General features: G+C 43.5%; 23 protein-coding genes. 9 read left to right on the forward strand and 14 right to left on the reverse strand.

Features of this window, described 5'->3' with window-relative positions; all coding sequences use genetic code 11:
• Positions 1–2 precede the first annotated feature (2 nt).
• The 4 genes from BLS69_RS08005 to BLS69_RS08020 form a co-directional block, all read right to left on the reverse strand.
• Positions 3–950, reverse strand: a complete 948-nt coding sequence (locus BLS69_RS08005; protein WP_091030155.1) for an ABC transporter permease — start codon at positions 948–950, stop codon at positions 3–5.
• Positions 951–1,149: 199 nt separating this feature from the next.
• Positions 1,150–1,905 carry a class I SAM-dependent methyltransferase gene (locus tag BLS69_RS08010; RefSeq protein ID WP_091030157.1) on the reverse strand — a complete coding sequence of 252 codons (756 nt, stop codon included), beginning with the start codon at positions 1,903–1,905 and terminating at the stop codon, positions 1,150–1,152.
• A 20-nt stretch (positions 1,906–1,925) separates the two neighbouring features.
• On the reverse strand, positions 1,926–4,211 hold the full coding sequence (locus BLS69_RS08015) for a preprotein translocase subunit SecA (protein WP_091030158.1): 2,286 nt from the start codon (positions 4,209–4,211) through the stop codon (positions 1,926–1,928).
• 117 nt (positions 4,212–4,328) lie between these two features.
• The gene (locus BLS69_RS08020; RefSeq protein ID WP_091030161.1) at positions 4,329–6,626 is read right to left on the reverse strand and encodes a copper amine oxidase N-terminal domain-containing protein; all 2,298 of its coding nucleotides are present in this window, start codon (positions 6,624–6,626) and stop codon (positions 4,329–4,331) included.
• A 232-nt stretch (positions 6,627–6,858) separates the two neighbouring features.
• On the opposite strand from BLS69_RS08020, the gene BLS69_RS08025 reads away from it, so the two are divergent.
• Genes BLS69_RS08025 through BLS69_RS08035 form a run of 3 tightly spaced genes read left to right on the forward strand, consistent with a single transcriptional unit; the run spans position 6,859 to position 10,521 of the window.
• Positions 6,859–8,322, forward strand: a complete 1,464-nt coding sequence (locus tag BLS69_RS08025; RefSeq protein WP_091030166.1) for a spore germination protein — start codon at positions 6,859–6,861, stop codon at positions 8,320–8,322.
• On the forward strand, positions 8,315–9,403 hold the full coding sequence (locus tag BLS69_RS08030) for a GerAB/ArcD/ProY family transporter (RefSeq protein WP_091030169.1): 1,089 nt from the start codon (positions 8,315–8,317) through the stop codon (positions 9,401–9,403). The genes BLS69_RS08025 and BLS69_RS08030 overlap by 8 nt, the downstream gene beginning before the upstream one ends.
• Positions 9,400–10,521, forward strand: a complete 1,122-nt coding sequence (locus BLS69_RS08035) for a Ger(x)C family spore germination protein (protein ID WP_091030173.1) — start codon at positions 9,400–9,402, stop codon at positions 10,519–10,521. The genes BLS69_RS08030 and BLS69_RS08035 overlap by 4 nt, the downstream gene beginning before the upstream one ends.
• A gap of 94 nt (positions 10,522–10,615) precedes the next feature.
• On the opposite strand, the gene BLS69_RS08040 is transcribed toward BLS69_RS08035, so the two are convergent.
• Positions 10,616–11,098 carry a GyrI-like domain-containing protein gene (locus BLS69_RS08040; RefSeq protein WP_091030176.1) on the reverse strand — a complete coding sequence of 161 codons (483 nt, stop codon included), beginning with the start codon at positions 11,096–11,098 and terminating at the stop codon, positions 10,616–10,618.
• A 105-nt stretch (positions 11,099–11,203) separates the two neighbouring features.
• Here BLS69_RS08040 and BLS69_RS08045 point away from each other — a divergent pair, with 105 nt between their 5' ends.
• Positions 11,204–12,178, forward strand: coding sequence for a helix-turn-helix transcriptional regulator (locus BLS69_RS08045; RefSeq protein ID WP_091030178.1), 975 nt, complete (start codon positions 11,204–11,206; stop codon positions 12,176–12,178).
• A 164-nt stretch (positions 12,179–12,342) separates the two neighbouring features.
• On the opposite strand, the gene BLS69_RS08050 is transcribed toward BLS69_RS08045, so the two are convergent.
• From BLS69_RS08050 to BLS69_RS08080, 7 genes are all read right to left on the reverse strand, one after another.
• Positions 12,343–13,572, reverse strand: coding sequence for a multidrug effflux MFS transporter (locus BLS69_RS08050; RefSeq protein ID WP_091030181.1), 1,230 nt, complete (start codon positions 13,570–13,572; stop codon positions 12,343–12,345).
• A gap of 138 nt (positions 13,573–13,710) precedes the next feature.
• Entirely contained in the window at positions 13,711–14,934 is a 1,224-nt protein-coding gene (locus BLS69_RS08055) for a macrolide family glycosyltransferase (RefSeq protein WP_091030182.1), read from the reverse strand.
• A gap of 70 nt (positions 14,935–15,004) precedes the next feature.
• Positions 15,005–16,369 (reverse strand): MFS transporter, encoded by a 1,365-nt coding sequence (locus BLS69_RS08060; protein WP_091030184.1) that lies wholly within the window; start codon positions 16,367–16,369, stop codon positions 15,005–15,007.
• A gap of 195 nt (positions 16,370–16,564) precedes the next feature.
• Positions 16,565–16,852: a HesB/YadR/YfhF family protein gene (locus tag BLS69_RS08065; protein ID WP_091030185.1), complete on the reverse strand. Its 288-nt coding sequence runs from the start codon at positions 16,850–16,852 to the stop codon at positions 16,565–16,567.
• Positions 16,853–16,873: 21 nt separating this feature from the next.
• Positions 16,874–17,233, reverse strand: coding sequence for a HesB/IscA family protein (locus BLS69_RS08070; protein WP_017688344.1), 360 nt, complete (start codon positions 17,231–17,233; stop codon positions 16,874–16,876).
• Positions 17,223–17,570 (reverse strand): winged helix-turn-helix transcriptional regulator, encoded by a 348-nt coding sequence (locus BLS69_RS32905; RefSeq protein WP_371129035.1) that lies wholly within the window; start codon positions 17,568–17,570, stop codon positions 17,223–17,225. The genes BLS69_RS08070 and BLS69_RS32905 overlap by 11 nt, the downstream gene beginning before the upstream one ends.
• A gap of 12 nt (positions 17,571–17,582) precedes the next feature.
• The gene (locus BLS69_RS08080) at positions 17,583–18,941 is read right to left on the reverse strand and encodes an MFS transporter (RefSeq protein WP_091030190.1); all 1,359 of its coding nucleotides are present in this window, start codon (positions 18,939–18,941) and stop codon (positions 17,583–17,585) included.
• Between the two features lie 166 nt (positions 18,942–19,107).
• On the opposite strand from BLS69_RS08080, the gene BLS69_RS08085 reads away from it, so the two are divergent.
• Together BLS69_RS08085 and BLS69_RS08090 are read left to right on the forward strand one after the other, a co-directional pair.
• Positions 19,108–19,767 carry a helix-turn-helix transcriptional regulator gene (locus BLS69_RS08085; protein ID WP_091030193.1) on the forward strand — a complete coding sequence of 220 codons (660 nt, stop codon included), beginning with the start codon at positions 19,108–19,110 and terminating at the stop codon, positions 19,765–19,767.
• 205 nt (positions 19,768–19,972) lie between these two features.
• Complete coding sequence (locus BLS69_RS08090) at positions 19,973–20,374, forward strand: VOC family protein (protein WP_091030196.1); 402 nt, start codon at positions 19,973–19,975, stop codon at positions 20,372–20,374.
• A 64-nt stretch (positions 20,375–20,438) separates the two neighbouring features.
• Here BLS69_RS08090 and BLS69_RS08095 read toward each other — a convergent pair whose 3' ends face one another.
• Positions 20,439–21,320, reverse strand: a complete 882-nt coding sequence (locus tag BLS69_RS08095) for an AraC family transcriptional regulator (protein ID WP_091030199.1) — start codon at positions 21,318–21,320, stop codon at positions 20,439–20,441.
• A gap of 155 nt (positions 21,321–21,475) precedes the next feature.
• Between BLS69_RS08095 and BLS69_RS08100 the strand changes: the two genes are divergently transcribed.
• A complete protein-coding gene (locus tag BLS69_RS08100) occupies positions 21,476–22,408 on the forward strand; it encodes a DMT family transporter (RefSeq protein ID WP_091030202.1) in 933 nt (310 codons plus the stop codon).
• Between the two features lie 36 nt (positions 22,409–22,444).
• Here the strand turns inward: BLS69_RS08100 and BLS69_RS08105 are convergent, their stop codons facing one another.
• Positions 22,445–23,128, reverse strand: a complete 684-nt coding sequence (locus tag BLS69_RS08105; RefSeq protein WP_091030205.1) for a TetR/AcrR family transcriptional regulator C-terminal domain-containing protein — start codon at positions 23,126–23,128, stop codon at positions 22,445–22,447.
• A gap of 136 nt (positions 23,129–23,264) precedes the next feature.
• Between BLS69_RS08105 and BLS69_RS08110 the strand changes: the two genes are divergently transcribed.
• Together BLS69_RS08110 and BLS69_RS08115 are read left to right on the forward strand one after the other, a co-directional pair.
• Entirely contained in the window at positions 23,265–24,617 is a 1,353-nt protein-coding gene (locus BLS69_RS08110; protein WP_091030207.1) for an MATE family efflux transporter, read from the forward strand.
• Positions 24,618–24,746: 129 nt separating this feature from the next.
• Positions 24,747–25,898, forward strand: a complete 1,152-nt coding sequence (locus BLS69_RS08115) for a glycosyltransferase family 61 protein (protein WP_091030209.1) — start codon at positions 24,747–24,749, stop codon at positions 25,896–25,898.
• Positions 25,899–25,927 lie beyond the last annotated feature (29 nt).

The raw sequence follows: 25,927 nt of genomic DNA on the forward strand, positions 1-25,927 counted from the left end.
CCTCACCAAATTTGCCCATCGAATTTTTTGGCGAGCTTATTCGCTGCCAACACTAAAGCAAATCCGATGACAGCTTTAAACAATCCTACAGCAGTAGCCAAGCCAATCTTAAGACGCTCCAACCCTTCCCGGTATACCCATGTGTCGATAATATCGATCTTTTCCTGGTTAAAGGTGTTGGCAAACATGAATATTTGGTCAAAACCTGCATCCAGGATATGACTTAATTTCAGAATCAGCATCAGAATAATGACTCCTCGAATGCCAGGTAACGTGATATGCCAGAGCTGTCTCCATTTGGAAGCGCCATCTATTCGAGCCGCTTCATATAAGCTTGGATCGATTCCTGCCAAGGCGGCAAGGTACAAAATCGCCCCCCATCCAATATCCTTCCATACTTCAGATAAGATGATCAGCATTCTGCCCCAGGCAGGTTCCGTTAGAAACGAGATGGGTTCAACACCAAAATCCTTTAAAATCATGTTAAAGAGACCGTCGCCTGGGGCTAGTAATGCTACCATAATTCCATAAACGATGACCCATGACAGAAAATGAGGCAAATAAGTGATTGTCTGTACGATTTTTTTAAACCATTGGCTATACACTTCATTGAGGAGTAAAGCTAGTACGATGGGAGCGGAGAAACCGAACAATAGCTTATAAAGCGATATGATGATCGTATTTTTCATGATGTCCCAGAAATAAACGCCGTTCATAAAATCCGTAAAATTCTTGAATCCTACCCATGGGCTATCCCATAGTCCCAAAGCCAGGTTGTAGTTTTTAAAAGCAATCATGATTCCCGCCATAGGAATGTATTTGAATACCGCAAAGTAAATTAAGGCTGGTAATAAGAGAGCATACATCACTTTATACTTTTGTATCGTCCTTATCCATGTCTTTCGCTTTTTGGAGATGGGAATGGCGTCCGCTGCCAACTTTGCTTGCATTTCATCACCTCGTCTTTGTTTGTATTTGTATAATAGCACCCGCCTTTCGGATAAATTTCTGAAATATCAAGAATTTCTTATAAGATTTTAAGGAAGTGTGCCTGGGCTCGTTCCAACAGCTAATCCCGGCAAGTGAGACAAGAACTTGTTCCACTAAAATAAAAAAAAGCCGCTATAGTAGCGACTTTCAATGCCGTATTTATACTTCTCCCCAAAAAATCTCAGTTTCATAATCGAAATGAACAGTACCCTCTTGATTATTTTTATCAAATAAATTCCGCAGTTCCGTCATCATTGGATCGTAATTTGCATGCCCGGGTACAGGGCTGTAAGAAGATGATAACAAACGGCCTTTCAATCCTTCGAAATCGAACTCCTGACTCATTCTGAATCGCATTTCATGCATTGAACCTTCCTTGAAAAAAGAGAGCAACATCGTCTGAGAAATATTTTTATGATTAACTTTTTCATAGTCGGTTCCATATGTATGGAGCAGTTGATTGTACTCTTCACGAAATGGAGTACCGTCTGTAAGACGTGAATTCCAGATGAGTATTACTCTCCCACCTGGCCGCAGAATTCTGCGAAACTCGATTTGGGCTGCAGAGCGATCAAACCAGTTAAATGCCTGAGCGCAGACAATAAAATCAACCGACTGATCAGGTAATCCAGTAGATTCTGCGGAACCTGCTATACTCTGGAATTGCGGATTACTTTCTAACATTTGCTCGGCGGCCTCCCGCATTGCCTGATTTGGCTCGACTGCGGCTACATAACTTCCGCGTTCCAGAAGTAGTTTTGAGATGATGCCAGTACCTGAACCGATGTCTGCTATATTACTGTTCACATGTAAACCAACGACGTCGTACAAATAGTCAATAGCCTCTTTTGGATAACTCGGGCGGTATTTCAAATACGAATCGACCCGGCTCGAAAACCGTTCTCTATTGTTCATCGATTGTCACGCTCCCATTACTATTTTGACATCCTATATACTGGCTTCAGTAACAGCTTCAAAATCTTACTGCCCCAAAAAGCAAATACCGTCGTTCCGGTCCATGAGCTGCGCTTATCTTGGCTGTATTGATCGTTGATCATATAAGTCCGAGTCGAAATAGGACTCTTCAGACCGAACTGTTCCCATTTCTCGGGATCATTCGAACCTCCGAGTTTTCTAAGCATATTCGCCGATTCATGATCTATTTTAGTCGGAATTTGCTCGAATGCTTGGGTGATTTGCGTATGAAACTCGTCGATCGGGTTGCGACTGGTAATGCTCTCGAGATGAATGCTTTCACGAATGTAAGAAACGAATGCCAGATGGTCAGCCCAGAACTCGTCGATATAAAAAAGCCGTACCCGCTGCTCCGATGGGCTCATCGGTCTCTCAGCTTTCAAAATTCCGAGCCGCTCCTCGTATAGAATTCGCCTCTGATCTTCCACCATATCCGAATAACAGTTCAATTCCCGCTGAATATCGAAGTTTTGGCCTATAATAACGCGCTGAATGTGCTCGATTTTGCTGTGGAGCGCCGGATCATCAAGAACCTCGTCCTGATTGGGAGCGCGAAACAGTTTATGAATGCCAAACCGAAGCATCAACTCGTCTTCCAGGCTAATATAAAATACGGATGCTCCAGGGTCACCTTGGCGGCCGCAACGTCCGCGCAGCTGGTCATCAATCCGCATACTTTCGTTCACATATGTACCTATTACGTATAATCCGCCAAGCTTGGCAATTACTTCTGCCTGCGCGGGATTACCGCCGCCGAGACGAATGTCGACGCCGCGCCCTGCCATATTCGTAGATACCGTTACCGCGCCTATTTCTCCCGCTTTAGCGATGATTTCGGCTTCTTTTGCATCGTTTTTTGCATTCAGAACCTGGCAAGGTACGCCAGCAGCGGCAAGCTCCTCCGCTAGCATATCAGATTCCTCGACGCTTGACGTACCAATAAGAATGGGGCGTCCCACCCTATGGACGGAAGAGATTTCTTGTACAAGCGCCTTATATTTGGCTTCTTTATGGGTGTAAATTCGGTGCTTGTGGTCGATCCGTATGTTTGGCTGGTTTGGCGGTATTTGCACGACCTGTAACGCATAGATATCCTCAAATTCCATTGCTGAAGCGTGCGCCGTAGCCGTCATTCCGCAAATTCCCGAATACAGGCTAATAAAGTGCTGAATCGTGATCGTGCCGAGAATTCTACCACCGGCCTTCCACTGCAACCCTTCTTTTGCCACCAGCGCAGCTTGCAGGCCGTCCGGCAAATATCTGTTCTCGGCCACACGGCCGGTGTGTTCTTCGATTAGCTCAATTACACCGTCCCGGACGATGTAATCGACGTCTTTTTTTAATAACGATTCCACATGCAGCGCACAATTCAATGACGTTAACCAATGACTGTTATGGCTATCGTACAAATTGCCGCATCCCAGCAGCAACTCCGCTTTTGCAGCACCGGCTTCATTCAAGTAAACGTTCCGTTGGAACTCGTCAAAATCGTAATGCTCACCTGGCTGCAGCTGCCGGGCCACTTCTGCGAAAAGATTGCCATCACTCTTGGAAGCACTCGAATCGCCACTAATGACTAGCGGCACCCGCGCTTCATCAAGAAGCAATGAATCCGCTTCGTCAACGATGACGTAGTGGAAAGGACGGTGTACGGTATCAGCCTCATTGAATGCTATTGTGTCACGCAAATAATCGAACCCTGCTTCTTTAGCCGTAACATAGGTTATATCCTTGGCGTAAGCTTCCCGTTTCTCGAACAGGCTCATGCCCGCTTGAACCGAGCTTACCGTTAACCCAAGAAAGCGATAGATCGGGCCCATCCACTCGGCATCTCGATTTGCCAAGTAGTCGTTAAAAGTAAGCACATGAACGCCTTTGCCTGTCAACGCGTTGAGATAAACAGGCATAACAGCAGAGAGTGTTTTTCCTTCACCGGTATGCTGCTCGATCAAGAATCTCTCGTGCAAAGCAATCGCAGCCATAATTTGCACATCGTAAGGCTGTAATCCGAGTGTTCTCTTCGCAACCTCGCAGACTAGAGCATAAGCATCAACAAGCAGATCATCCAAAGGCGTGCCTGATCTTGCTTCTTCTTGCAGTCGAAGAGATTCTGCTTGCAGGCGCTGATCATCCCAAACTTCCAAATTCCGTTTCCTGATAAGCCCCACTCTGTCTCGATAATCTTTCAACAAACGCCGGGTATCCCGCTCTTTGAATTCACGTATCAACTTGACGACTACATTCATCGGAATTTGATTCCTCCTTAGTAGAAATAAGTAATGAAAAGAAAAGACTCCATACGGAGTCTTTTCTGTCGATGATTAACGCGCCACTCAAACTATTCGTTATAAGAGACAACTAGATTACTTCTCCGATGGGAGTGGTGTAAAGAGCAGATTCACCGGCAGGTTGCTTCCTGGTGCGGCAGAGAATAGAATGGTTACGCTCTCTCCAGTTGAACCGGTGCGGTAAAGCACGCTTTGTTCACTTGAATTGGCAACCGCAACGTTACCTTCGGCAATCGATACCAACTGATTGTTCACCAGAGCTACTCCGGAGTACTTCCCTCCACGAGGGTTAAAGGAGATAAGTGTACGCGGTGCAACATTGGTCAGCGTGATTTTGTACAATACGCCGAAATTACCCGCATTGGATGCGTCTGTGTAAGCCATCGGATCTGTTCCTACCAGATTGGGATCGCTTGAATTGTCACCAAGTGGCAGACGGGCAGGTTTGATTCCCACGTGCTCATCGTACTTTATAATGCGAGTCGCATTCGGGTACGTACCACGGTTGTGTACTCCGTCACGATCAAGCACAGGTAACAATGGCAGAGCCTCAAACGGATCTTTATTTTCTTCCACCAGGATAACGTTATAGTCTAGGGAATAATCACTATAAGCGTCCGAATAGAGAGAAATGACTTGTCCTTCTTTCATTGGCGTTTTATTAAGTTCTGTCAAAATCAGTTTGCTTTCCCCAGGTTGAAGGTACTCTTTCTTTTGATCCGCTCCAGTCTGAATTGACTTGAACCATTTATCAATAGACAATTTCCCAGCTACGGTAGCATACGGTGTAGGGCCAGCAAAGCCCATATTCTGTTGTTCAAATACTGCCGGATTTGGATTGTTATTGGTTGCAATCACATACATTTTTACTCTTTTGCCTGTATTGTTCACGTGGTGAATCATGAAACGGGTCTGCCCCGAAGATGATTCTTTATATACAATGCCTTCCGTATTCACAGTTTCCGGACTGTTACTGCGGATCAGCAAACTTGGCTCATCCATGTAGGTATACGGGACTTTCTCCATCGTAGTCACTTCGCCGCCGTTAAAGGTGAATTTCTGTCCTACCGGCGTGAAAAGTAAATTGAAGTCGGTAAATGAATATAAGGTCTCATTCGTTATGGTAATGACTTTGGAATACGTGTTCGTAGCGCCGTGATTGTCAGTAACCGTAAGTGTCACCGTTTTTGGACCCGGTTCAAAGAACGCAAGTGAATTGTTCTCCCATACCGCTTTAACAATATTATTTTCATCATCTGTACTTTGGTCTGTGTATGTTATTTTTTCGCCCATTTTATACTGTTCTTTATCTGTGGCGAACATGGCTACAGGAGGAAGATTAGGACTCAATACTTCAATGGTAACGGAATAGGGATCACTCCATTGGCCGTTGGAATCCTGTACTTGATATGAAATCGTATATGTACCTGCTTGATCAAATGAATCCTGGCGACCAGTCCAGCGTTCGTCAACGATATCCATTCCATTGGGTGAACTGTTAGAAGTCACGTAGTCCACTTGATCACCCGCAAAGATTTCCTTTTGGGAAATGGTGAAACTTGCAACAGGTTTTGTATTTAGATTCAACACAACCGTTTTAGCCGACTGATTCACTTTATAGGTGATGTTCAGAGCTTGAGTAATGGAAGTTAACGGCACCATGAATGTACTTTTTTGCTGATACGCAGGGCCTTTCATCGTTCTGGTCTCTCCATTTACCGTATAGTCTTTGCTGTTAGTCTTGAATCGGAGTTCATCCTCACCACTAATAATGATGGTTTCCTTGGTTTTGTTATCGTATTTGACGCCGTATCCCACACGGTCAACCAGCGCACGGATTGCAACATAGGATACACCGTTTTTTACAGCCATTGGCTGGCCCGCAAGATACGTTTTTCCATCCTGCTCCATTTTGTTGCTATTCATGTACAACGTCAGATTCCCACCTGCTGCTACAGGAGACGTTCCATCAATGGATGGTTGCTCTATTTGAGCAGGTGTAGCTGGCGTTTCCTCCTCAGGTGTTTCCTCTTGAACTACAGGTTTCGTACCCGTTTCGTTTGCAGTGCTCTCTCCCCCATCCAATGCAGGTTTTTCGCTATCTGTTTTAGGTGTTGCCTCAGTGCCGGTCGAGGTTTGAGTGTCCTTGGCTTCAGCGGGCGGAGTATTGGTAGATTTGTTATTGCTCTCCGTCTTCACTTCACGCTCTGCAATCGGCTGCTCTTGCTTTAACACCTCAACTGATTCTACATTGGCCGTGTTTACTGACGCGGTGTCACCTTGCGGTGCTGATTGCGCATTCACAGAACCGACTGCAAATGCTTGAAAAACGGCTAAAGCGGTAAAGATAGATAATTTCTTTTTCATATTCATGCGTTGTCTTTGGCTCCTTCTACTCTCTAGTAATTTATAACCCCTCAAAAAGTCATAATATTAGACGCTAGTTTTAGGAAAAAGTTTCTAATTGAATTGTAAATTATGGATTTTAGTACAGCTATTTTTTCAATGTTTGGTTATAAGTTCTTTGAATAAGAAGCGCCTATTGAATAATAGTCTTGATTTTGCACAAGATAATCCATGTCGCATTTTATAAAGAGGTGGATCAATGACCCCAACCAATCAGGCTTTCTCTGAATTAAAAATGAATATTTCTTATGTGGAACAGTCCCTCTACTGTACTGACGATTTGAAACAACAATTGCTTCTACTTAATGGTGTACACAGTGTGCTTCTCTATATCGATTCACTTGTAGATCAGGAGATCATTCAAACACATGTCTTAACCGCACTAAATGAGCAAGCCCATTCGGAAATCTACCCATCGTTCACCACATTAGAAAGTCGAAAAGATACGGATCTGCAACGTGGAATAGTCTCACTTATTCAAGGGAAATGTCTTTACATAATCGACGGGTACCCGGAGTTTTACATTCTCTCTACCGAGAAAATGTATGTCCGTAGCACAACCGAACCGGAAAACGAAGGTGTTATTCGAGGTCCGCACAATGGATTCGTAGAGCAGCTTTCGGTTAATTTGAATCTGATCCGCAGACAAATTATCAGTCCATCCTTAATCGTTCGATATTTTAACGTCGGCGAGAAGACACATACCAAAATTGCAGTTGTATATCTTCAGGACTTGGCCAATCCGGAGTTGGTGAACGAAGTCAAAGAGCGAATCACATCCATATCTTCAGATATGGTGCTCGCTCCAGGTTTTATTGAAGAATTTGTGGAGGATAACCCCTTCTCTCTGTTTCCCCAGCAGCTCAATACAGAAAGACCTGACCGGGTTATTGCCAACTTGATGGAAGGACGCGTCGCCATACTTGCCGAAGGAAGTCCGTCAGCTCTTATTGCTCCAGTTACGTTTTTTGCTTTTTATCAAAGTCCGGATGATTATCATGGTCGCTGGATTGTCAGTTCTTTTTTACGGTTAATTCGCATGATGAGTTTTGTCATTGCTTTTACATTACCTGCTGTTTATATTGCAACGATCTCTTTTCACTCCGCCATTTTACCGATCGAGCTGGCACACACAATCAAGAAATCATTGCAGAACATCCCCTTTCCTGCACTTGTAGAGGCAATGTTGCTTGAACTGATCTTTGAAGTATTAAGAGAAGCCGGGGTCCGACTTCCCAGCCGAGTGGGCCAGACCATCGGCATCGTTGGCGGTTTGGTTATCGGAGATGCTATCGTTCGTGCGGGGCTTGTATCCTATACAATGATTATTGTGGTATCGCTAACTGCTATCTCGTCGTTTTTGGTGCCTTCGCATGAGATGAGTTCGGCAGTCCGTATTCTCCGCTTTCCAATGATGATTGGAGCGGCGCTTTTTGGATATATCGGCATCGCATTTGGTCTGGTGATTCTAACCATTCACCTCTGTAAGATGGAAAACTTCGGATCGCCTTATTTTGCTCCAGTGGCCCCTTTCCGATTAGCTGACATGAAGGATGTATGGATTCGCTTTCCCATTTGGGCGCTTCGCGGGCGTCCTCATGATGCCCGCCCACGGCGGCTGAATCAGCAGAAGTTCTCTAGGAGTTGGAAAAAACGTGAATAAGGAAACGACAATCACTCAGGGACAATTATTCTTGCTCATTTTGAAATTTGAAATTGGTGTAGATATTTTGTCTCTCCCTTACCGGATACATCTTCTCTCTAAAGGCGGTGGGTGGATCTCTGTTTTCCTTGGAGGGTTCCTGATCCAACTTGTCATACTGTTGTGCTGGCTTTTGATGCGAAGATTCCCAAGTTCGTCCATTTATCATATTGTAACGCTGATTACGGGTAAATGGATTGGCAAGTTGCTGATCATTGCCTATGTTGGATATTTCCTCTTGATGGGCACTTCTGTTCTGGTGAACGCTTACGGTGTGATTAACCGTTGGATGCTGCAGGATACGCCTCGGTGGGCTATATTAGCCCTCTTTTTGTTCAGCAGTATCTATTTGGTTCGGCAAAAATTACGAATCATTGCCCGAGTACTTGTACTCATCTCCTTTTTGGTCTTGCCCATGATGGTATTGATCAGTTATGGACTCAAGGAGATCAATCTGTTATATCTTTTGCCTTTAACCGAAGCAGGATGGTCCAATATCATTAGTGGATCAACCGAAACATTAATGGCCATGTTCGGATTCGAGTTTTTTCTCGTTGTGTTTCCCATGGTTGAAGGTAGCAGCGGTGGAAAACTCAAGTCTATTGCTTCGGCAAGTGCTGTAGTTGTGATGTTGTATGCATTTACCGTGTTTATTTGTTCAACGGCTTTTAGTCCGCAGCAACTTGACTTAATGCCTGAACCTGTCATTTATTTGCTCCGTTCGATCCCACTCGGGACTATGGATCGGGCAGATTTTCTGTTCCTCCCCATCTGGTTAATTTCAATTTTTGGGGCGATCTGCGGTTACTACTATACGGCATCCTATGGTATAAGTTATCTCTTCAAACAAAAACACCATAAAAAAGCTGTGCCTTATGTCGTTCTTGCTTCTTGTGTAATTGCCTATCTGCCACAACAGCGGGAAAAACTGGAGTTGATTAGTACGATAGCCAACAGATCGGCTTACTTTTTTCTCATAATCCTGCCTCTGCTACTGTTGGTTCTATCTTATATAATGAAACGAAAAGAGAAGATGTTATGAGTAAACGAGGAAAAATCTTTGTCCTGCCAATCCTGCTTATGGTGATGACGGGATGCTGGGATCAGGATAGTTTGAAAGATGCCAGACTGGCTAATGCTTCAGCGTATGATATCACTTCAGAGGGTGAAATTAAACAGACGCTTGAAATTGTCGATGATTCTGAGAGTCAACAAGGGACCAGCGGTAATGAAGTCCACTCAGGTACCGGGAGATCCGTCCGACAAAGCACGGATAGAATTCGCGCTAAAGTGACGGGTGATATCCGTTTCTTCAAATATGGGATGATCTTATACGGCAACAAACTCGCACAAAATGATATCTACCCCTACTTGGATGTCTTATATCGGGAACCTGATTACCCGACCTCACATGTGAAAATTGCGATTGTGGATGGAGAGGCCGGCGATTTGTTACACCAAAAAAGAGTGGGCAGCATATTGATTGGTGAGTTTATAACGAAAAAAATTAAGAGTTTGGAGGAATTATGCATTTTTCCTGAAATGACGCTGGAAACCCTTCTCCCACCCATGCTGGATCCGGGACAGGACTTTACGTTGCCTTATCTATTTAAGAATGAAGAGGAAATTGATGCGCGAGGAATCGCTCTTTTTCACGGGCAAAGGTTCAGTGGGAGTCTTAATATCGAACAGGCTCCCCTTTACGTTATTATGAGTGGTAAATGGAATAAAACAGCGCGATTTGTCAAAAAGATTCATCCTGGTCCTTCCAATAATCCACGGAACTATATCACTTACGAAGCGAATACCAAAAAAATCAAACGTAAACTCGCGGTAAAGGTTGCACATGATAGCCAAATTGATGTGAATCTCCATATCGAACTTCCAGTAACTATTGTTGAGTATGCAATGAATCACCTTCAGGAAAAGGAAACGATTGAACGTCTGAACCGCAAGTTATCCGATGTCATGACTCAGGACGCAGAACTAATTATCAAGACACTTCAGCAAAGTGGTTGTGATTCCTTCGGTATTGGCAGACATTTAATAGCCCATCACCCGGACTTGTGGAAAAGCTTAGACTGGAATCAACAGTATGCGCAAGTTCGTTTTCACCCGGAAATAAAGGTTACAATAGTCGGCAGCGGCGTTTTAAATTAATAACATGCTGTCGTGCAATTGGAAAAGCTCTCTTCCATTTGGAAGAGAGCTTTATCCTTCATATTCAACTCAAAAGTCTTCAGATCTTCACGTCTTATCCATTCCTTACAACAGGAATCCACATTTCACCATATACCAAACCGTTTTTCTCTCCCATTTCAACTGTTGTATTCGGACCGCCAACATAGGCATAATCCTTTTCTACGGGGAGGGCTTGACCAAAGGCAACGCCAGTAAGCATATTACTGAGCGCATCAGCCGTCTCTGCTTCACCCTTCACAACAAGGTATTCTCCCTTAGGAAATTGGATTACTCTCGTTGCTTCTGGCAGAGATTGTTCTGTCATAACGCCAGCATAATGCATCATCTTGTTATTCACTGCTTCGTTTACAGCAAAAATGTAGTCATTAGTAGCTAGGGACTTTAATGTGTCCAGGCTTCCATCCTCTTTCATAGTGGACCAAAAATCCGCCTTCTCCTTGCTGATGCCAGCATAGTCTGTGTAGTCGCTTTTAAGCTCTGTTCCAATACCTAAAACGATAAAACTGTCTTTTTCTTCGAAATGATAATTACTCATGGTTTACACCGTCCTCTTTAAATTTTCAATTGATTTGTGTTTTCACTTGATAGGTTTATAATAACCTTAAATCATGTCAGAATATGATACTGTTTAGGGGGCCCAATGAAGAAAGTTGAACGCATAAATATCATCACGCGGTATATCAATAACCGTGCACATTTTACCATCTCTGAAATCATGCGAGAATTTAACATTTCTCGTTCAACAGCCATTCGAGATATCAGAGAAATTGAAGCCATGGGAATGCCACTTGTCGCTGAAGTTGGGCGGGACGGGGGTTATTTTGTTATGAACAACTCCCTCCTGCCCACGGTCCGGTTTACCGATAATGAAATCAAAGCGTTATTCATTGCCTTTATGGCGACTAGAAATCAACAACTTCCTTATCTGAAGAGTCGTCAATCTTTGGCTGAAAAATTATTGGGCCTTATCTCAGAAAATCAGCAAGATGACCTTGTGCATTTGAATCAAATATTGCTATTTGAAGGGACCAATCCCCATAATCCAGACTTGCTTGATCTGTCAGACCTGCCTCACCCTACCTTGGAAAAACTCATCCAAATTCTGCTTATAGAACGTTATTTGTTAGTTACTGTCCAAGAAGAGAAGAAAACAAAGTCCTATCCTATCGTTCTCTTGCACCTTCATCATCAAAAAGGACATTGGATCATTGAAGGTTTTGACTTGGAGGAAGAAAAAAGACGAATCGTATCAGTTGACAACATCATCCATGTCGAAGCATACCCGGCGAAAAAAAGACTGAGTACAAAAAAGATTGTAGAACAACTCAAACGAAATACACAGGAAGAAGTGATCAACCTTGTCCTGGAACTTGGTCCAAAGGCAATTGCGCAATTCAAAAAATACCATCCTTTAAAATTTTCAATGGCCTATACGAATCCATACCAGACTACGGCTCTCCTAAAGGCATTTATGAATGTTCATAACTCAGAAGAGTTAACCGAAATCACTAATTGGTTGCTTTTTCTAGGAGAAGATATCAAGGTGAAGGAGATTCCGAAAGAAGTCCTGGATGCTGTACAAGAGAGATTAAGCTTATATCAAATGAAGCAGTGAGCAGCCCCTCCTACCTAGTCTCTCCATTATCTAACAATGCCTTACCGGAATTCAGGCTGAGCGTTCAGTAAGAAAAACCAAAAAAGCCGCTAATTTGAGCGACTTGTGATGGAATCATATTCATTATGTCTCACGCCAATGCTATGCGAGCTGTTCCTTCTATACTAAAAGTCAGCATTAGAATGGGCATGATTAGGTGTATGCTGCGAGATTTTTTTAACGAGTAGAAAATAAGTAACAATGGCAATGATACTGGTCATTAATAAAGTGAGTCCCAACGGGACGGCAGTGTCCTCACCTGCGATACCCACCAGAGGAGCAACCAATGCACCCAGAAGAAAAGGAACAACGCCGAGTAGTGCTGCAGCACTTCCGGCCATCTTAGCTTGACTCTCCATGGCCAGCGGGAATGCCGCTGTAGACGTAATGCCGATCGAGCAAACGAAGAAGAACAATGGAATGACCAAAGCAAAAAGTGGACCATGAATCAGAGTCACCACCAAAGCAGCAACACTTGCTATTAAAGCAAGCCATAGCCCAGATAATAGAAGCGTCTGCTCAGGGATACGTTTGGCCAATCGACCCACGATTTGAGATCCAATGATCAAGCTGATGCCGTTCGAAGCAAACAATATAGCAAATACCGTAGGTGTGACGCCATATATATTTTGGTAAATAAATGGTGTTCCAGCCACATAAGCAAAGACCCCTGCCGTCATGATTCCCTGTGCCAGCATGTAACCTACAAACTTGCGGTCACGCAGAAGCATTCTGTAATTACCCAATTGCTGTTTGAAGTCGGGAACCATACGTCTTTCGACAGGGTGTGTTTCTTTTAAACTCCACTTTGTCATGATTAATAAGAAAATCCCCAGAAATGAAAGAGAGATAAATACGCCAATCCATGTTGTGAAGGAAAGAATTCCACTTCCCGCGATCGGTGCTGCCAAAGGCCCCAAATTCCCTACAAGCAACAGCAAAGAGAAAAATTTAGTGAGTTCATGTCCACTATACAGATCTCTAGCTATCGCACGGGAAATGACAATTCCAGCTGATGCCGCAAATCCTTGCGTGAAACGAAACAAAATCAATAGTCCGATATTCGGAGCAAAAGCACATGCCAAGGAACAAATAATATAGGCTGCCATACAGATCAACAATGGTCTACGTCTACCGTACGCGTCACTCAAAGGACCCATAACAAGTTGTCCTACACCGAGTCCTAATAAACAAGCAGTAAGACTAAATTGTACAAGTGATGCCGTTGTATTCATATTTTGTGCAATCTCCGGGAAAGCCGGTAAATACATATCAATCGTAAATGGACCTAATGTAGAAAATAAACCTAGTAGTACTGCAAGTCCAAAAACATTCCAATTCGTGCTCTTTGCCATGATAAATAAAATCTCCAATTCCTCATATAATTTGCAAGCCTAATCGGAGTATAAGACATAGAGTTAACTGTAGGTCAAGTCTTGAGACCATTAAAACCAAAAAAAGCCGCTTATTAAGCGACTTTGAATGGAAAACCATTATATTGTGTAACTTCTCCGGCCTGAACCCATATGACTCATAATCATTTCGGCAGCTCGCTTGTAACCGCCAGCCTGCCTTAAAGATTCACCAATGAGGTAAGCCTGCCGTGTATAAAGTGAATTGTGTAGTACTTCTGTTAATGCCTCTCTCAAATTAGTTGCACTGAGATTATGTTTATCTAAAGTAATACCCGCGCCCAACTCCTGTACCCGATTGGCGACAAGAGGCTGATCCGATGTTAATGGAATCATCACCATCGGAACGTTGTAATATAACGCCTCACTCGTGCTGTTCATTCCAGCATGTGTAATAAAAACATCGGTATGCTGCAACATGTCCAACTGGGCAATGTATGGCTTGACGATAAAATTAGGAGGTATTTGATCCGCCAGCGGCGTCATGTCCGTGTACTTTCCTGATGATAGAACAACATTCACGGGTAGATCCCCTAATGCTTCAAAGCAAAGCTGATAGAAATCCAAATTTTTATTTAAAATCGTACCCATAGCAATGTACACGGTTTGCGGGTACCGTTCACGAAGCAACTCAAACGAGAAGGTTGGAGCATCTTGACGTGTTATGATGGAAGGACCCGTGAAAATAAAACGATCATCCAGCTTTTCTGCCTGCGGCTGAAAATAACGGCTGGTGTACACGAGCTTTAACTGACCTGCATGTGCCGGAATTTCTTCGATGGCTGGAATACTCACTTGAAACTCTTCGGCTAACTCCGTTGTGATCTTCATCGTAGCCTCATAAAGCTCCTTCGTCTCCGTATCATTCAGAACTGAGTTAGACCCCAGAGGCTCCACAAAAGCAAAGGACGCAATCGAGCACACCGCAGGAATTCCCAGTTTTTCTGCAAGAATAGTCCCTCCCCATCCCATCAGGGAATCAAAGATCATATAATCGAACTTTTGATCCCCTATCACCTGCAGTACATTGGGGATGATCCTCCGGATTATACCGCTTACCATCATATAAATGAACTGATAAGAATGCCTGTATTCCTGGGGTTTCAACACCGGATCATGAGAGAAGGCATCTTGTGGAAACGGATAAGTAATGATCTGGGCACCGGTTTGTTCAATTCGGGAACGGTACTCCTCCGTGCACACATAGATGACTTCCTCACCATTGTTTGTCAACTGAGTAACTAATCCTAAGGATGGATTCACATGTCCTTCAGCTGGAGTAATGACTACTAATACACGTGCCATCTTAACTACCTCCCAATGCAATTAGTCCCCCCGTTCTTCGTGATGTATTTAGCGACGCGGTAGTCATCCGTTACATAGATATGTTGTCTTTCACCTGGCTGATTGGATGATGTTCTTGATGAACGAGTTTGGTAATTCGTAGTGATGCCAGGAAACTTAACAAGACCCATAGTAATTGCAGTGTTAACACGATCAAAACACCTGTCGATATACCCCACTGTAACGTTTCAGACAAGGCAATCAATGCGCCACCAACTCCAATGCTTACTCCCATATAGAAGGAATCCACAAATTGCAGATTTGCGGACATTTCTCCCTCTTTTCTGGGCAAGGCATGTTGTAAAGCAATGGCTGCCGTTGTAGGGTTGGCCAATCCAACACCGAACCCTGTAATCATTTGCGAGAGAAGGATGAGTAAAATCCCGCCGTCCGTCAAAATAAGAGCCAGGATCACGAGTACAGTTCCAACGATCATAATCCCAATGCCGGTCATGACTCTGCCCTTTCGGGCACGACCTTGATCTCGTGCATCAAGCTTGGCTTGCAACCACGCTGCGGCGGACCAACTCAGAGAACCTGCTGCTACAATGAGGCCAGCAAGATCAGCTGATAACCCCTTCACTTCGGTTAGTGCCAAGATCACAAAACTTTCCGTTGTAAAATAACAAGCAACATATAGACCCCTCGATACCAAGGTAGCAGGCAATCCTTTTTTTACCGAAAAAGTGCCGACAGGCAGCAGTTTACGCATTGGTGGGATCATGACGACTAATCCACCCAAAGTGAGTACTATACCTTTCCAATCGGTTATCATACCAAGTCCTGTGAGTAACAGCCCCGTTCCAACGGCAAGCAGAATCGCATACATAATCTTCGAGTCGGTTGCTCGCACTGGACCTGTCAGATCTTGCTGAAGCTGCAAATTACGGAAAGAACGGAATGTGAGACTGAGCGCTATTCCAATCAAGGGTAAAACGATCCAGAAAACATATCGCCACGAGATGTAGGAAGCAATAAGGCCTGCTGCATAAGGTCCGATTAAGGTAGGCAGCACAAATGCCATGGAGAATGCTGCCAGGATTTGAGTGCGAAGTGCATCTGGATAATGCAATGTCACACAGGTATAAATGCATGTGATCAGGGCCCCCGCTCCAAAACCTTGAAGGGCTCTTCCTGCAATAAGCATATGCATATCAAAAGAGATCGCGGAGACCACAGTTCCTAACACAAAAACACTAAAAGATATCAGCATGGATGTAAAAACACCGCGCTTGTCAATCTGCTGACCCATAACCAAAGTTCCAATAAGCTGAGATAACAAAAATGCGCTGAAGATCCAACCGTATAAATGAATGCCCTCTAAACTTTGTGCCATCTTCGCAGCAATCGTTGTGATAGCCAGTCCTTCGAAAGCTACGGTTGCCAGAACCAGCATAATGCCAATTGTAGCCGCCCTGTACTGAGCATCAAAAATCCCAATCTGATTGTTATTTGTCTTCTACACCTCCGTAATTTGATGGTTATTATGGTAAATTAAACCTTTTAACTCCCTGAATATACATGAACTGTTCTACTTTGTAAAGTTAAATGTTTAAAAAGTGGAATCATAGTCTGGATTATGATCCCATGTTTAATAGGAAATTTTGCTTGAAAATATGCCATTTTCATTACAGTCAATTTGGAGAAGTTCATCCTGCAGGATCCAGGCATCTGTTTTTTCAACAAAGAAATGGAATCCTCCAATGGATTGAACCAATGCGGGATCGACCGGTGTAGCACTCGCATTTATGCCAATCGTAAAAGCGTCGGAGCCTCCTCCAACATATTTTGCATAAATTCTTACATATTGGTCCTCTTCCAATTCCCATTCATTCTTAAATGAATCGATTGCTTGATCAGATACTACAAATGAGATCATTGCTCTGCACTCCTTCCTTCATTAATCACATTTTTTCACTTCGCCACGATAATTGGCCATTCTGAAACTGGCCCCGCATCCACACGAAACTTTGGCATTTGGATTATTCATGGTGAATCCCCCTAACATTCCGCTCTCTTCATAGTCAATCTCAAGACCATCAATATATGGAATACTGTTCGCGTGAACCAATATCTTAAATTGCTTTTTATTTAACACAATGTCTTCTTCTGCCTGCTGTTCATCCACGATAAGGGTATAAGATAAACCACTGCATCCCCCTTCATCAACGCCTACTCTAAGGAAGGCATTTTGGATATCCGCACTTGATAAGATCTCGACGATTTTGTCCGATGCTGTATCACTGACCTCAATGATCATCTTTATTCCTCCCGGTGGTATCATTTTGAAATTTGGTATCCCAGTCCATTAGACAGGGTATGAATGTCGCAAGAGCAGCTCCTTTTGGCGTAAGTTCATAAATAATTTGTGTAGGGAGTGTCAGTATTGTTCTTTTGACCAAATGATCATGTTGAAGACCCTTTAAACGTCTGGAGAGGATCATTTCGGAAATGGAAGGAATACTTTCGAATATTTCACCGAATCTCTTCGGGCCTTGAGACAGAGCACATAAAATATGGATCGTCCATTTCGTTCCGATGATACGATAAGCCGTAAATAGTTTATTCGGATCTTCAGTGAGCAATGGTCTGTACACCCACTTTCTTATTCATCCGCGTGGTGAGATCCGAGTGCTGGCAATGATACTCATGACGATCAACAAGAGATGGAAACCCATGGCTACAATTAAGCCGGATTGAAGTGACATCCCGCCTGCCTGACACACGACAAGAATGGAACCACCAATGCCAATCACTACGCCAGGTGTAAAAGAATCTGCAAATTGCAGATTGGCTGAGGTTTGGCCCACACCTTCTTCCCCCGTTTGAGAAAATGCGACAACACCGCTAATCGGATGCGCCAATCCAATACCAACTCCTGCAATGATCTGACCAATAACTGCAATGGTTACGGTCACAACAGGTACCCAAAATACGATGGCAATCCCTATCGCAAGCAGCAATACCCCCAGAATGATTCTCATATGACGTCCACTGCCCTGATCTGCCGCATCCCATCGTCCTTGCAGATACGCAATGATACACCAACTTAATGCAGCACTCGCGACAATTAATCCGGCCTGTGAAGGTGTAATTCCTTTCACGTCGATTAGAGCTAATACCAGGAAATTTTGTGTGCTGGTATAGGCAGCAAAGAACAACCCACGTGTTGCCAGAATTGCTGGCATACCTCTTCGCAACGTAAGTGTTCCCTTCGGAAGCAATTTACGGAGCGGAAATAACATCAATACCAGGCCAATCACGACTAAAACAAATCCCATAATGCTCGGTAACATACTTAGACCAACCAGGAAAATCCCTGTACCTAACGTTAAGAGTAACGCCATCCAAGTGGATGAAGATCCGCTCTCCCCTCCCGTCTTCTGCACTTTTAATTTCCTGAAGGCAGGTAAACTGAGCAACGCTGAAACCACCAGCACGGGTAAGATCCCCCAGAAAACAAAGCGCCAGGACCACTGATCTGCGATAAGACCGGCTACATATGGACCGAGCATGGACGGAAGAACATAGGCTGTACCAAATGCTCCAAGTATTTTGGCACGTAACTCATCCGGGTAACTTAAGGATATAGCCGTATACACACAAGTCATCATAGCTCCGGCACCCAAACCCTGCAGGGCCCGTGATCCTATCATGGTATACATGTCGCCTGCGGTTGCGGCAGCGATCAGCCCTACGATAAACAATAGAAGTGCAAAAGTGAACGGTGCTGCAGGTCCTCTTTTATCAATGATCCGACCGACGACCAGCGTCCCGATAATCTGCGCAAGCAGATACGTACTGAATATCCACCCGAACAGGCTTAGGCCGTTCAAGTCTCCAGCAATTGAAGGAGCAATGGTGGTTACGGATAGACCTTCGAATCCAACGGCCATCACTGACAAAATAATTCCTATGGACAATGCAAAATAACGCGGGCTGAAAATACTCTGATGATTAGACGACATGAAATGTGACCTCCAAGAAAATTGGTATGTATACATCGTATCCGGATACTTAGTAAACATTTTTGTTTATAATGTCTAAGCTACAGTTCGGCTTTGACTTTGTCAACATTTTTGTTTAAAATGTAGTTAGTCATGTAGATTCAGTTGCGTCACAAGGAGGTGCACCATGAGCGGAAATCAAACTAAAAAGGATGTCTCGACCAGTACCCGGAGAGCAATTATTAATCTGTTAAAAGAGCGCGGGGGAATGGATGTTGTCGCACTATCCTCCCAGTTTTCGTTATCCGGAATGGCTATTCGTCAACATCTGAATGCGCTAAAAGGAGAAGGATTGGTTACCACTGTGGAAGAGGCCCGTCCCATGGGTCGACCCACCAAGCTATGGATATTAACTCCCGCGGCTAATCGTTTTTTTCCAAGTGGATATTCGGATTTATCCGTCAGCCTCATCAATTCGATGAAAGAAGCTTTTGGTAATGAAGGGCTGGACAAGCTGCTGGATGTTCGAAATAAAAATATGCAAGAACAATATCTTCAGCATCTTGGTGATGCATCCGGAGTCAGAGAGAAATTGGAGAAATTGGCCGAAATTCGTACAAATGAAGGTTATATGGCCGAGGTTAAGGAGCAGGATGATGGCAGTCTCCTATTCATCGAGAAGCATTGTCCGATCTGTGAAGCTGCCGCAGTATGTACCGGGTTATGCAAGAATGAGTTACATTTATTCAAAACGGTTCTAGGCGATAATGTTCATATTGAACGGGGAGAATACATTCTAGCCGGAGGAAGAAACTGCGTATACAGCGTTAGGCAAAATAAGCCATGACCAAAAGAGCAACCTCATTGGAGATTGCTCTTTTGTTTTGGATTCTGAACTGATTAGAACGATTCGGATTTCATTTCTCTAAAACATCCTTCATTATATTAGTTATTTCTAACTCTCACATAATCGTATATACCCGATTATGTAATTTTGAATTTAGGTAGAGTATAGTAAGAGTGTCGAAAATATACTCTAGGAGGCTACTGCCATGTCACAAAAAATCTGGATGAACCTGCCGGTGAAAGATGTTGTGAAATCCACTACCTTTTTCAATGAGATTGGATTCCATGGGGAGCATGTTGGCATCGAGAGACCTCAGCTTGTCATAGGATCAACAACGATTCTCCTTTTTCCGGACGCAACATTTGAGAAATTTACAGGTGCCAAAACCGCAGATACTTCCCATAGCGCAGAAGTGATATTTTCCATTGGTGCTGACAGCAGAGAAGAAGTTGATACTTTTATTGAAAAAGTCGAGTTAGCTGGAGGAACCATCTTTGGCAAGCCGGGTGAAATAGACGGCTGGATGTACGGTGCGGGATTTGCCGACCTGGACGGTCACCGCTGGAACCTGTTGTATATGGATGAGAGCAAAATGCCTAAGAACTAATATGAAAACGCCGGTCCTTGTCTAAGGTCACTGGCGTTTTTCTATAGTCTCTGTTATCTCAGTATCATCTTCTTGAGTTACGAAACTCTTTTGGTGTTTTTTCCTCGTGCTTTTTAAAAGACTGAATAAAGTGGTTCACGTGATTAAAGCCTACTTTCTGAGCAATCTCGGTTATTGAATCATTTGTTGATGTTAAGAGAACTTTACTCTTCTTAATCCGATATTTGATTAGATAGTCGTATGGCGTCATATGAGCCGTTTTTTTAAAACATCTGGTGCACTCTGAAATGCTCAAATGCGCGACATCAGCAATCTCACGAAGTGTAACCGGATGAGTGTAATTTTGATGGATGAAGCTGAGCATCAACTGTAGTCTTTCCTGCTGACGCTTCTCGCTTCTTGGGGTTTCCTCGGAAGGGATCGAAATGTTGGATATCAATACAAACCATAGTTGTACCGTTTTAATTGAAATTTCATATTGCCACCCCCATGTTTTTTCTGAATTAAACATCTCCCTCATTCCCCAAAGCATGTCTAATATCTGCGTTTCCCACTCCGAATCTCTTGTAATCACAATTGAAACCAATGAAGAATTGGTATAAGGCAGTACATAATTTTTTTCCATTGCACTGTCTATATGAAACGCTAATAGCTTTTCGGGAAAATTGAAACTAACATATTGACCATCATGTGTCAGCTCTGTTGTGATATGAAGAATTCTCTTGTTGATCAGGATCGCCTGACCCGTTTCCAATGTATGATCAATTCCGTTAATTTGAATAACCAGTTTCCCTTTTGAGACTAAAGTGATCTGTAGATCTTCGTGCCAATGCAAATCGTTGAACCCTCTGCCTTCGGGGATGCTTGTATGACGTGTATGTGTGTACATGATATAAGGAAACGAAAGATCGGAATACAAAATATCCTCATAAAGCTGTTTCACCATGTTATGATGTTCCTTTCTTTGACGATATTTCTATATTATAGAGCGATTTAATTGCACGAAACCCACAAAAATAATGATATTATTATATCAAATCTTTGACTTATCACAAGAGCCTGTGCACAGACGACCGGATAAGAACTTTTGGAGGCTTATATGTGAAAGAAACTAAATCATCGCTGCTTTTTCATCCTTATGTATTGCTGTTTATTGCCATTTTGTCGGTATCCGTCTCTTCAATCATGATTAAATCTTCGGATACTCCCACCGCCATAGCCGGTATGTACAGGTTGTATATATCAGCCATTATTATGCTTCCGTTTATCCCGTGGAAAACGATCCGATTCTTAAAAATGAATTCAAAGGATTGGAGCACCGTTTTTCTGGCTGGCCTCCTACTAGGTCTATATTTCTTGTTTTGGATGGAATCGCTGGTGTATACTTCAGTGGCCAGTTCCATGGTCATTCTGGCGCTGCAACCTTTGTTTGTGATGATCGGGTCATACTTTATGTTTAAGGAAAGAGCGAGTATACGTACCATTCTATGTTTGATTACCGCCCTATTCGGTTCGGTGATTATCGCCTGGGGTGATATAGGCGTTTCAAGAGAGGCTCTGATCGGTGACGCGCTGTCACTGGTAGGAACCATTCTGGTGTCGGCGTATATGCTGGTGGGACAGAAAGTGAGTCGGAAAATCGACGCGAATATATATAGTGTTGTTGTTTTTATTATTGGCGGAAGTGTCCTTTTGGTCTACAGTTTATTGAATAACTTTTCTTTAATCAATTACGAATCATCCGATTGGCTGTATTTCCTCCTACTTGCGATTATACCCACCATTTTTGGTCAGTACATTTTCAATCTGCTGCTCAAATCCATTGGTGCAACAACGGTTTCTGTAGGCATTATCGGTGAACCCGTTTTGGCCATTATGCTGGCTTATCTATTGTTGGGAGAAACCATCTCTGCTTTTCAATTTATAGGCGGATTAATTACGTTGTCAGGCATGCTGATGTACTTTGCCCTGAAATCCTACAATATCCAACGGCCTAAGTTCCTTCGCTTCAATCGATTCAGGAAATTAGGATAAAATGAACGTGCTGATTAAGAAGAAACCCACCGGAGTTTAATTCTCGGTGGGTTTCTTTATCACTTGTTCAATTCCCAACAAAATCAGCTTCAAGCCAAACTCGAAAGCTCCGTCGGTTCCCATCACCTCAAACATACCGTTCTTATACATCCTGCTGAACAGACCAGCTTCCTTCTCACTCATAGAATCCAGAAGATGTATCATCTCTTCACCCTGAAGTGCTTCCTGGTCCTTAAGGACGGCTGATATATTGCGCTGATGCTGATAATCGTCCAGTACGAAATAAAATACATAGTTGACCAGTGTAAGAACGGCCTGTAATTTCTGCTCTTGCTCTAATGGTGTTGATTCCATGCAGAGCAACATGCGGTTGGTGAAGCGGATCATGTCCGGCTCGTGGGGCAGCGTCATCATCATGAGCTGTGTGGAGCACGGGTATCTGCTGAGCACACTCCGTACCGTCACCGCAAGCCCCTCCATCTGCTCCTTCCAGTCCCCTTCAGAGTGAAACTCGTCCAGAATAATTTTAGATATCTGGTTGGCGAGACGCTGGTACAGTGTCTGCTTGCTCTTAAAGTACCAGTATAGAGATGGAGCCTGAATCCCCAGTTTGTCTGCCAATCGTCTCATGCTGAATTTCTCGATGCCCTCTTCTCCAAGAAGCTCCCACGAAATTTCCAAAATCTTATCTTCCGAAATCTGAGGCTGTTGTTTTTTCATCGGTATCCGCCCTTTTATCTAACAGTGTAAGTTTATGCTTTACAGGTTCATAAGTTCATGATAACATCTAACACTGTAAGGTTCAATCTAACGGTGTTAGATTGGATCAATATTAACGAAGAAAGTAGTGACCCACATGGATGCAGAAAACCTCCATTACTTTGAAAAAGCACCAATCGCCAAAGCCGTAGCTCACTTTGCTGTCCCAATGATGCTAGGCACGTCAATGAGTGTTATTTACTCCATCTTGAATGCCTATTTCCTTGGCACATTGGGTAATACGGCAATGTTAACTGCACTCGCACTAACTTTACCGTTATTTGCGGTTATTATGGCGTTAGGCAACTTAATTGGTATAGGTAGCGGTACATTCATCTCTCGTTTGCTGGGAGAGAAAAAAGTCGATGATTTGAAGCATGTATCTTCATTCGCCTTTTACAGTAGTTTAGTTCTCGGAATTATTGTGATGGCCGTTGGGCTCCCGCTGATCGAACCAATTGTTCATGGGCTGGGGGCAACGCCAGAGTCCTTTGGATTTACGAAAGAGTATGTCACGATTATGCTTATTGGTTCACCCTTCGTCATCTTATTCTTCACGCTGGAGAATATCGTGCGCTCAGAAGGTTCAGCAATCACCTCAATGATTGGTATGATTCTCAGTGTTGTTATAAATATTATCCTCGATGCGCTATTCATTTTTGTCTTCCATTGGGGTGTGATCGGGGTTGCATCTGCTACTGTTATCTCCAACTTGGTTGCGAGTACATTTTACGCTTTACATATGAGTTATAAGAGTCAATTCTTAACCATCTCCTTGAAATGGTTCAAGGTGACCAAGGACATCCTGAGCAATGTATTGAAAATTGGAGTTCCCGTCTTTGTTATGAGTGTCTTCTTGGGTGCAATGTCGCTTATTCTTAATCTTTTTCTTGTTGAATATGGAGATCAGGCTGTTGCGGGGTATGGAATCTCATCACGTTTATTGCAATTTCCTGAGTTTATTCTGATGGGTTTGTGCGAGGGAGTTGTGCCGTTGATTGCCTTCTCATTCACAGCGAATAAATTACGCATGAAACAAACCATTGGATTCACGATCAAATCTATTTTGGCGTTAGCCGTCCTGTTTGGGGTTGTCGTCTATCTGATCTCTGACCACTTGATTGGTTTATTTACGACTGACCCGCAATTAATTGAAATGGGTAGCTACATTCTCCATGTGACCTTCTTATCCTTGTTTATTACAGGAATGACTTCTTTGTTTATGGGGATCTTCCAAGCAACAGCCCAAGGAACCGCGGCGTTTGTTATGTCCATCATTCAAGGGATTACACTAATTCCTGTCTTGTATATTGCTAATCAAATGAACGGCTTTCATGGAGTGATCTGGTCGCTCGTTATTGCGGATGCCGTGGCGTTCCTAGTTGGGGCCATCATGTTATATGCTTTGCGGACAAAATTGCAGCCGGATCTGGAACATTTGGCACAGTAATTTCGCAAATGGTTTTTAGAAAAATAACACTGCCCCAAGTTTGCTACCTATTTTCCCATCTTCGTCTCCTTTGATCGCTGTTTGCATAAATTAGCATCATAAGTAACAAGGGTCTTGGAGGGACAAACAATGAATGAAATATGCAAAAATGTTAAATCGACAGACACCAATCCGAATAAGTTCGGTTTTTATAGAGACATTATGGAATGGATTACTTCCGTTTCTCCCGGCGGCGAAGAAAAACTTGACCCTTTTGATTTTGGCGGAGCCGCTGAATTCAAGCTCCCCAAAACCCTTGAACCGGAGATTCACCGTTATTTGATGCCTTATACCCTGCAACCCCAAGATGGGTATATTGCATATATATCGAATGGGCATGTTTGGGGAACATCAGGTGCTATCCTGGCATCCGACGGAAAACTGATCTTTGACCTTTCCCCGGAATATGATGCACGAAAAAATAGAATGATGACATTGGAAGAACACCCCGCTTTGCATCGCGAGATTTCTCCAGAACCTCGACATATCCAGGGGACTTCTGCCGTTTTAACTTTTTGCGGAAGTCATAATTATTTTCATTGGTTATATGATGTTTTGCCACGACTGGGTATGCTTCGGATGCTGAATATTCCTTTTGAATCTCTGGTCATGAATCCGAATCCTCATGGTTCTTTTGTGAAAGAAACGTTAGCAATGTTTGGCGTCTCGGATTCGGCCGTGATTCGTACTAGAGATGATCTGGAAATTCAGGCTGATCGGTTGGTTGTGCCTTCCCTGATGATGAATTCCCACTATCCGCCTTGGGCCACAACTATCCTTCGGACATTTATGCTACCCGGACGCGACACAACACTCCATTCCCCCGTTCGCATTTTCATATCTCGGTGCAAAGCCTCTGCCCGACGAATAGCTAATGAAGATGAAGTCATCCGCCGTTTAGAGGCGTACGGATTTATTCCAGTTTGCCTGGAGGATTGGACCATATCCCAACAAGTCCAGCTTTTTGCTTCCGCAAAAGCAATCGTTTCACCCCATGGAGCCGGACTGGCCAATCTTGCTTTTTGTACGAAGGGAACTCGTGTTGTCGAAATTTTTCATATCCGGCATGTTGTACCTACTTACTGGATGATCAGTAACCATAATCAACTTGATTATTACATGATGTATGGGCAAGAAGACGGGACAACACAGGAGCGTTTTCCGGGGTTGGAGGACTTCTACGTGGATCTGGATCGGCTGGAACAGACGCTTCGTTTAGCTGGACTAACTGAACATAGCTAAGTTTCTACACCAAAGCTAAAGGATGATCA

Origin of the sequence: Paenibacillus sp. CF095, assembly GCF_900101225.1 — a bacterium.
Lineage (GTDB): Bacteria > Bacillota > Bacilli > Paenibacillales > Paenibacillaceae > Paenibacillus.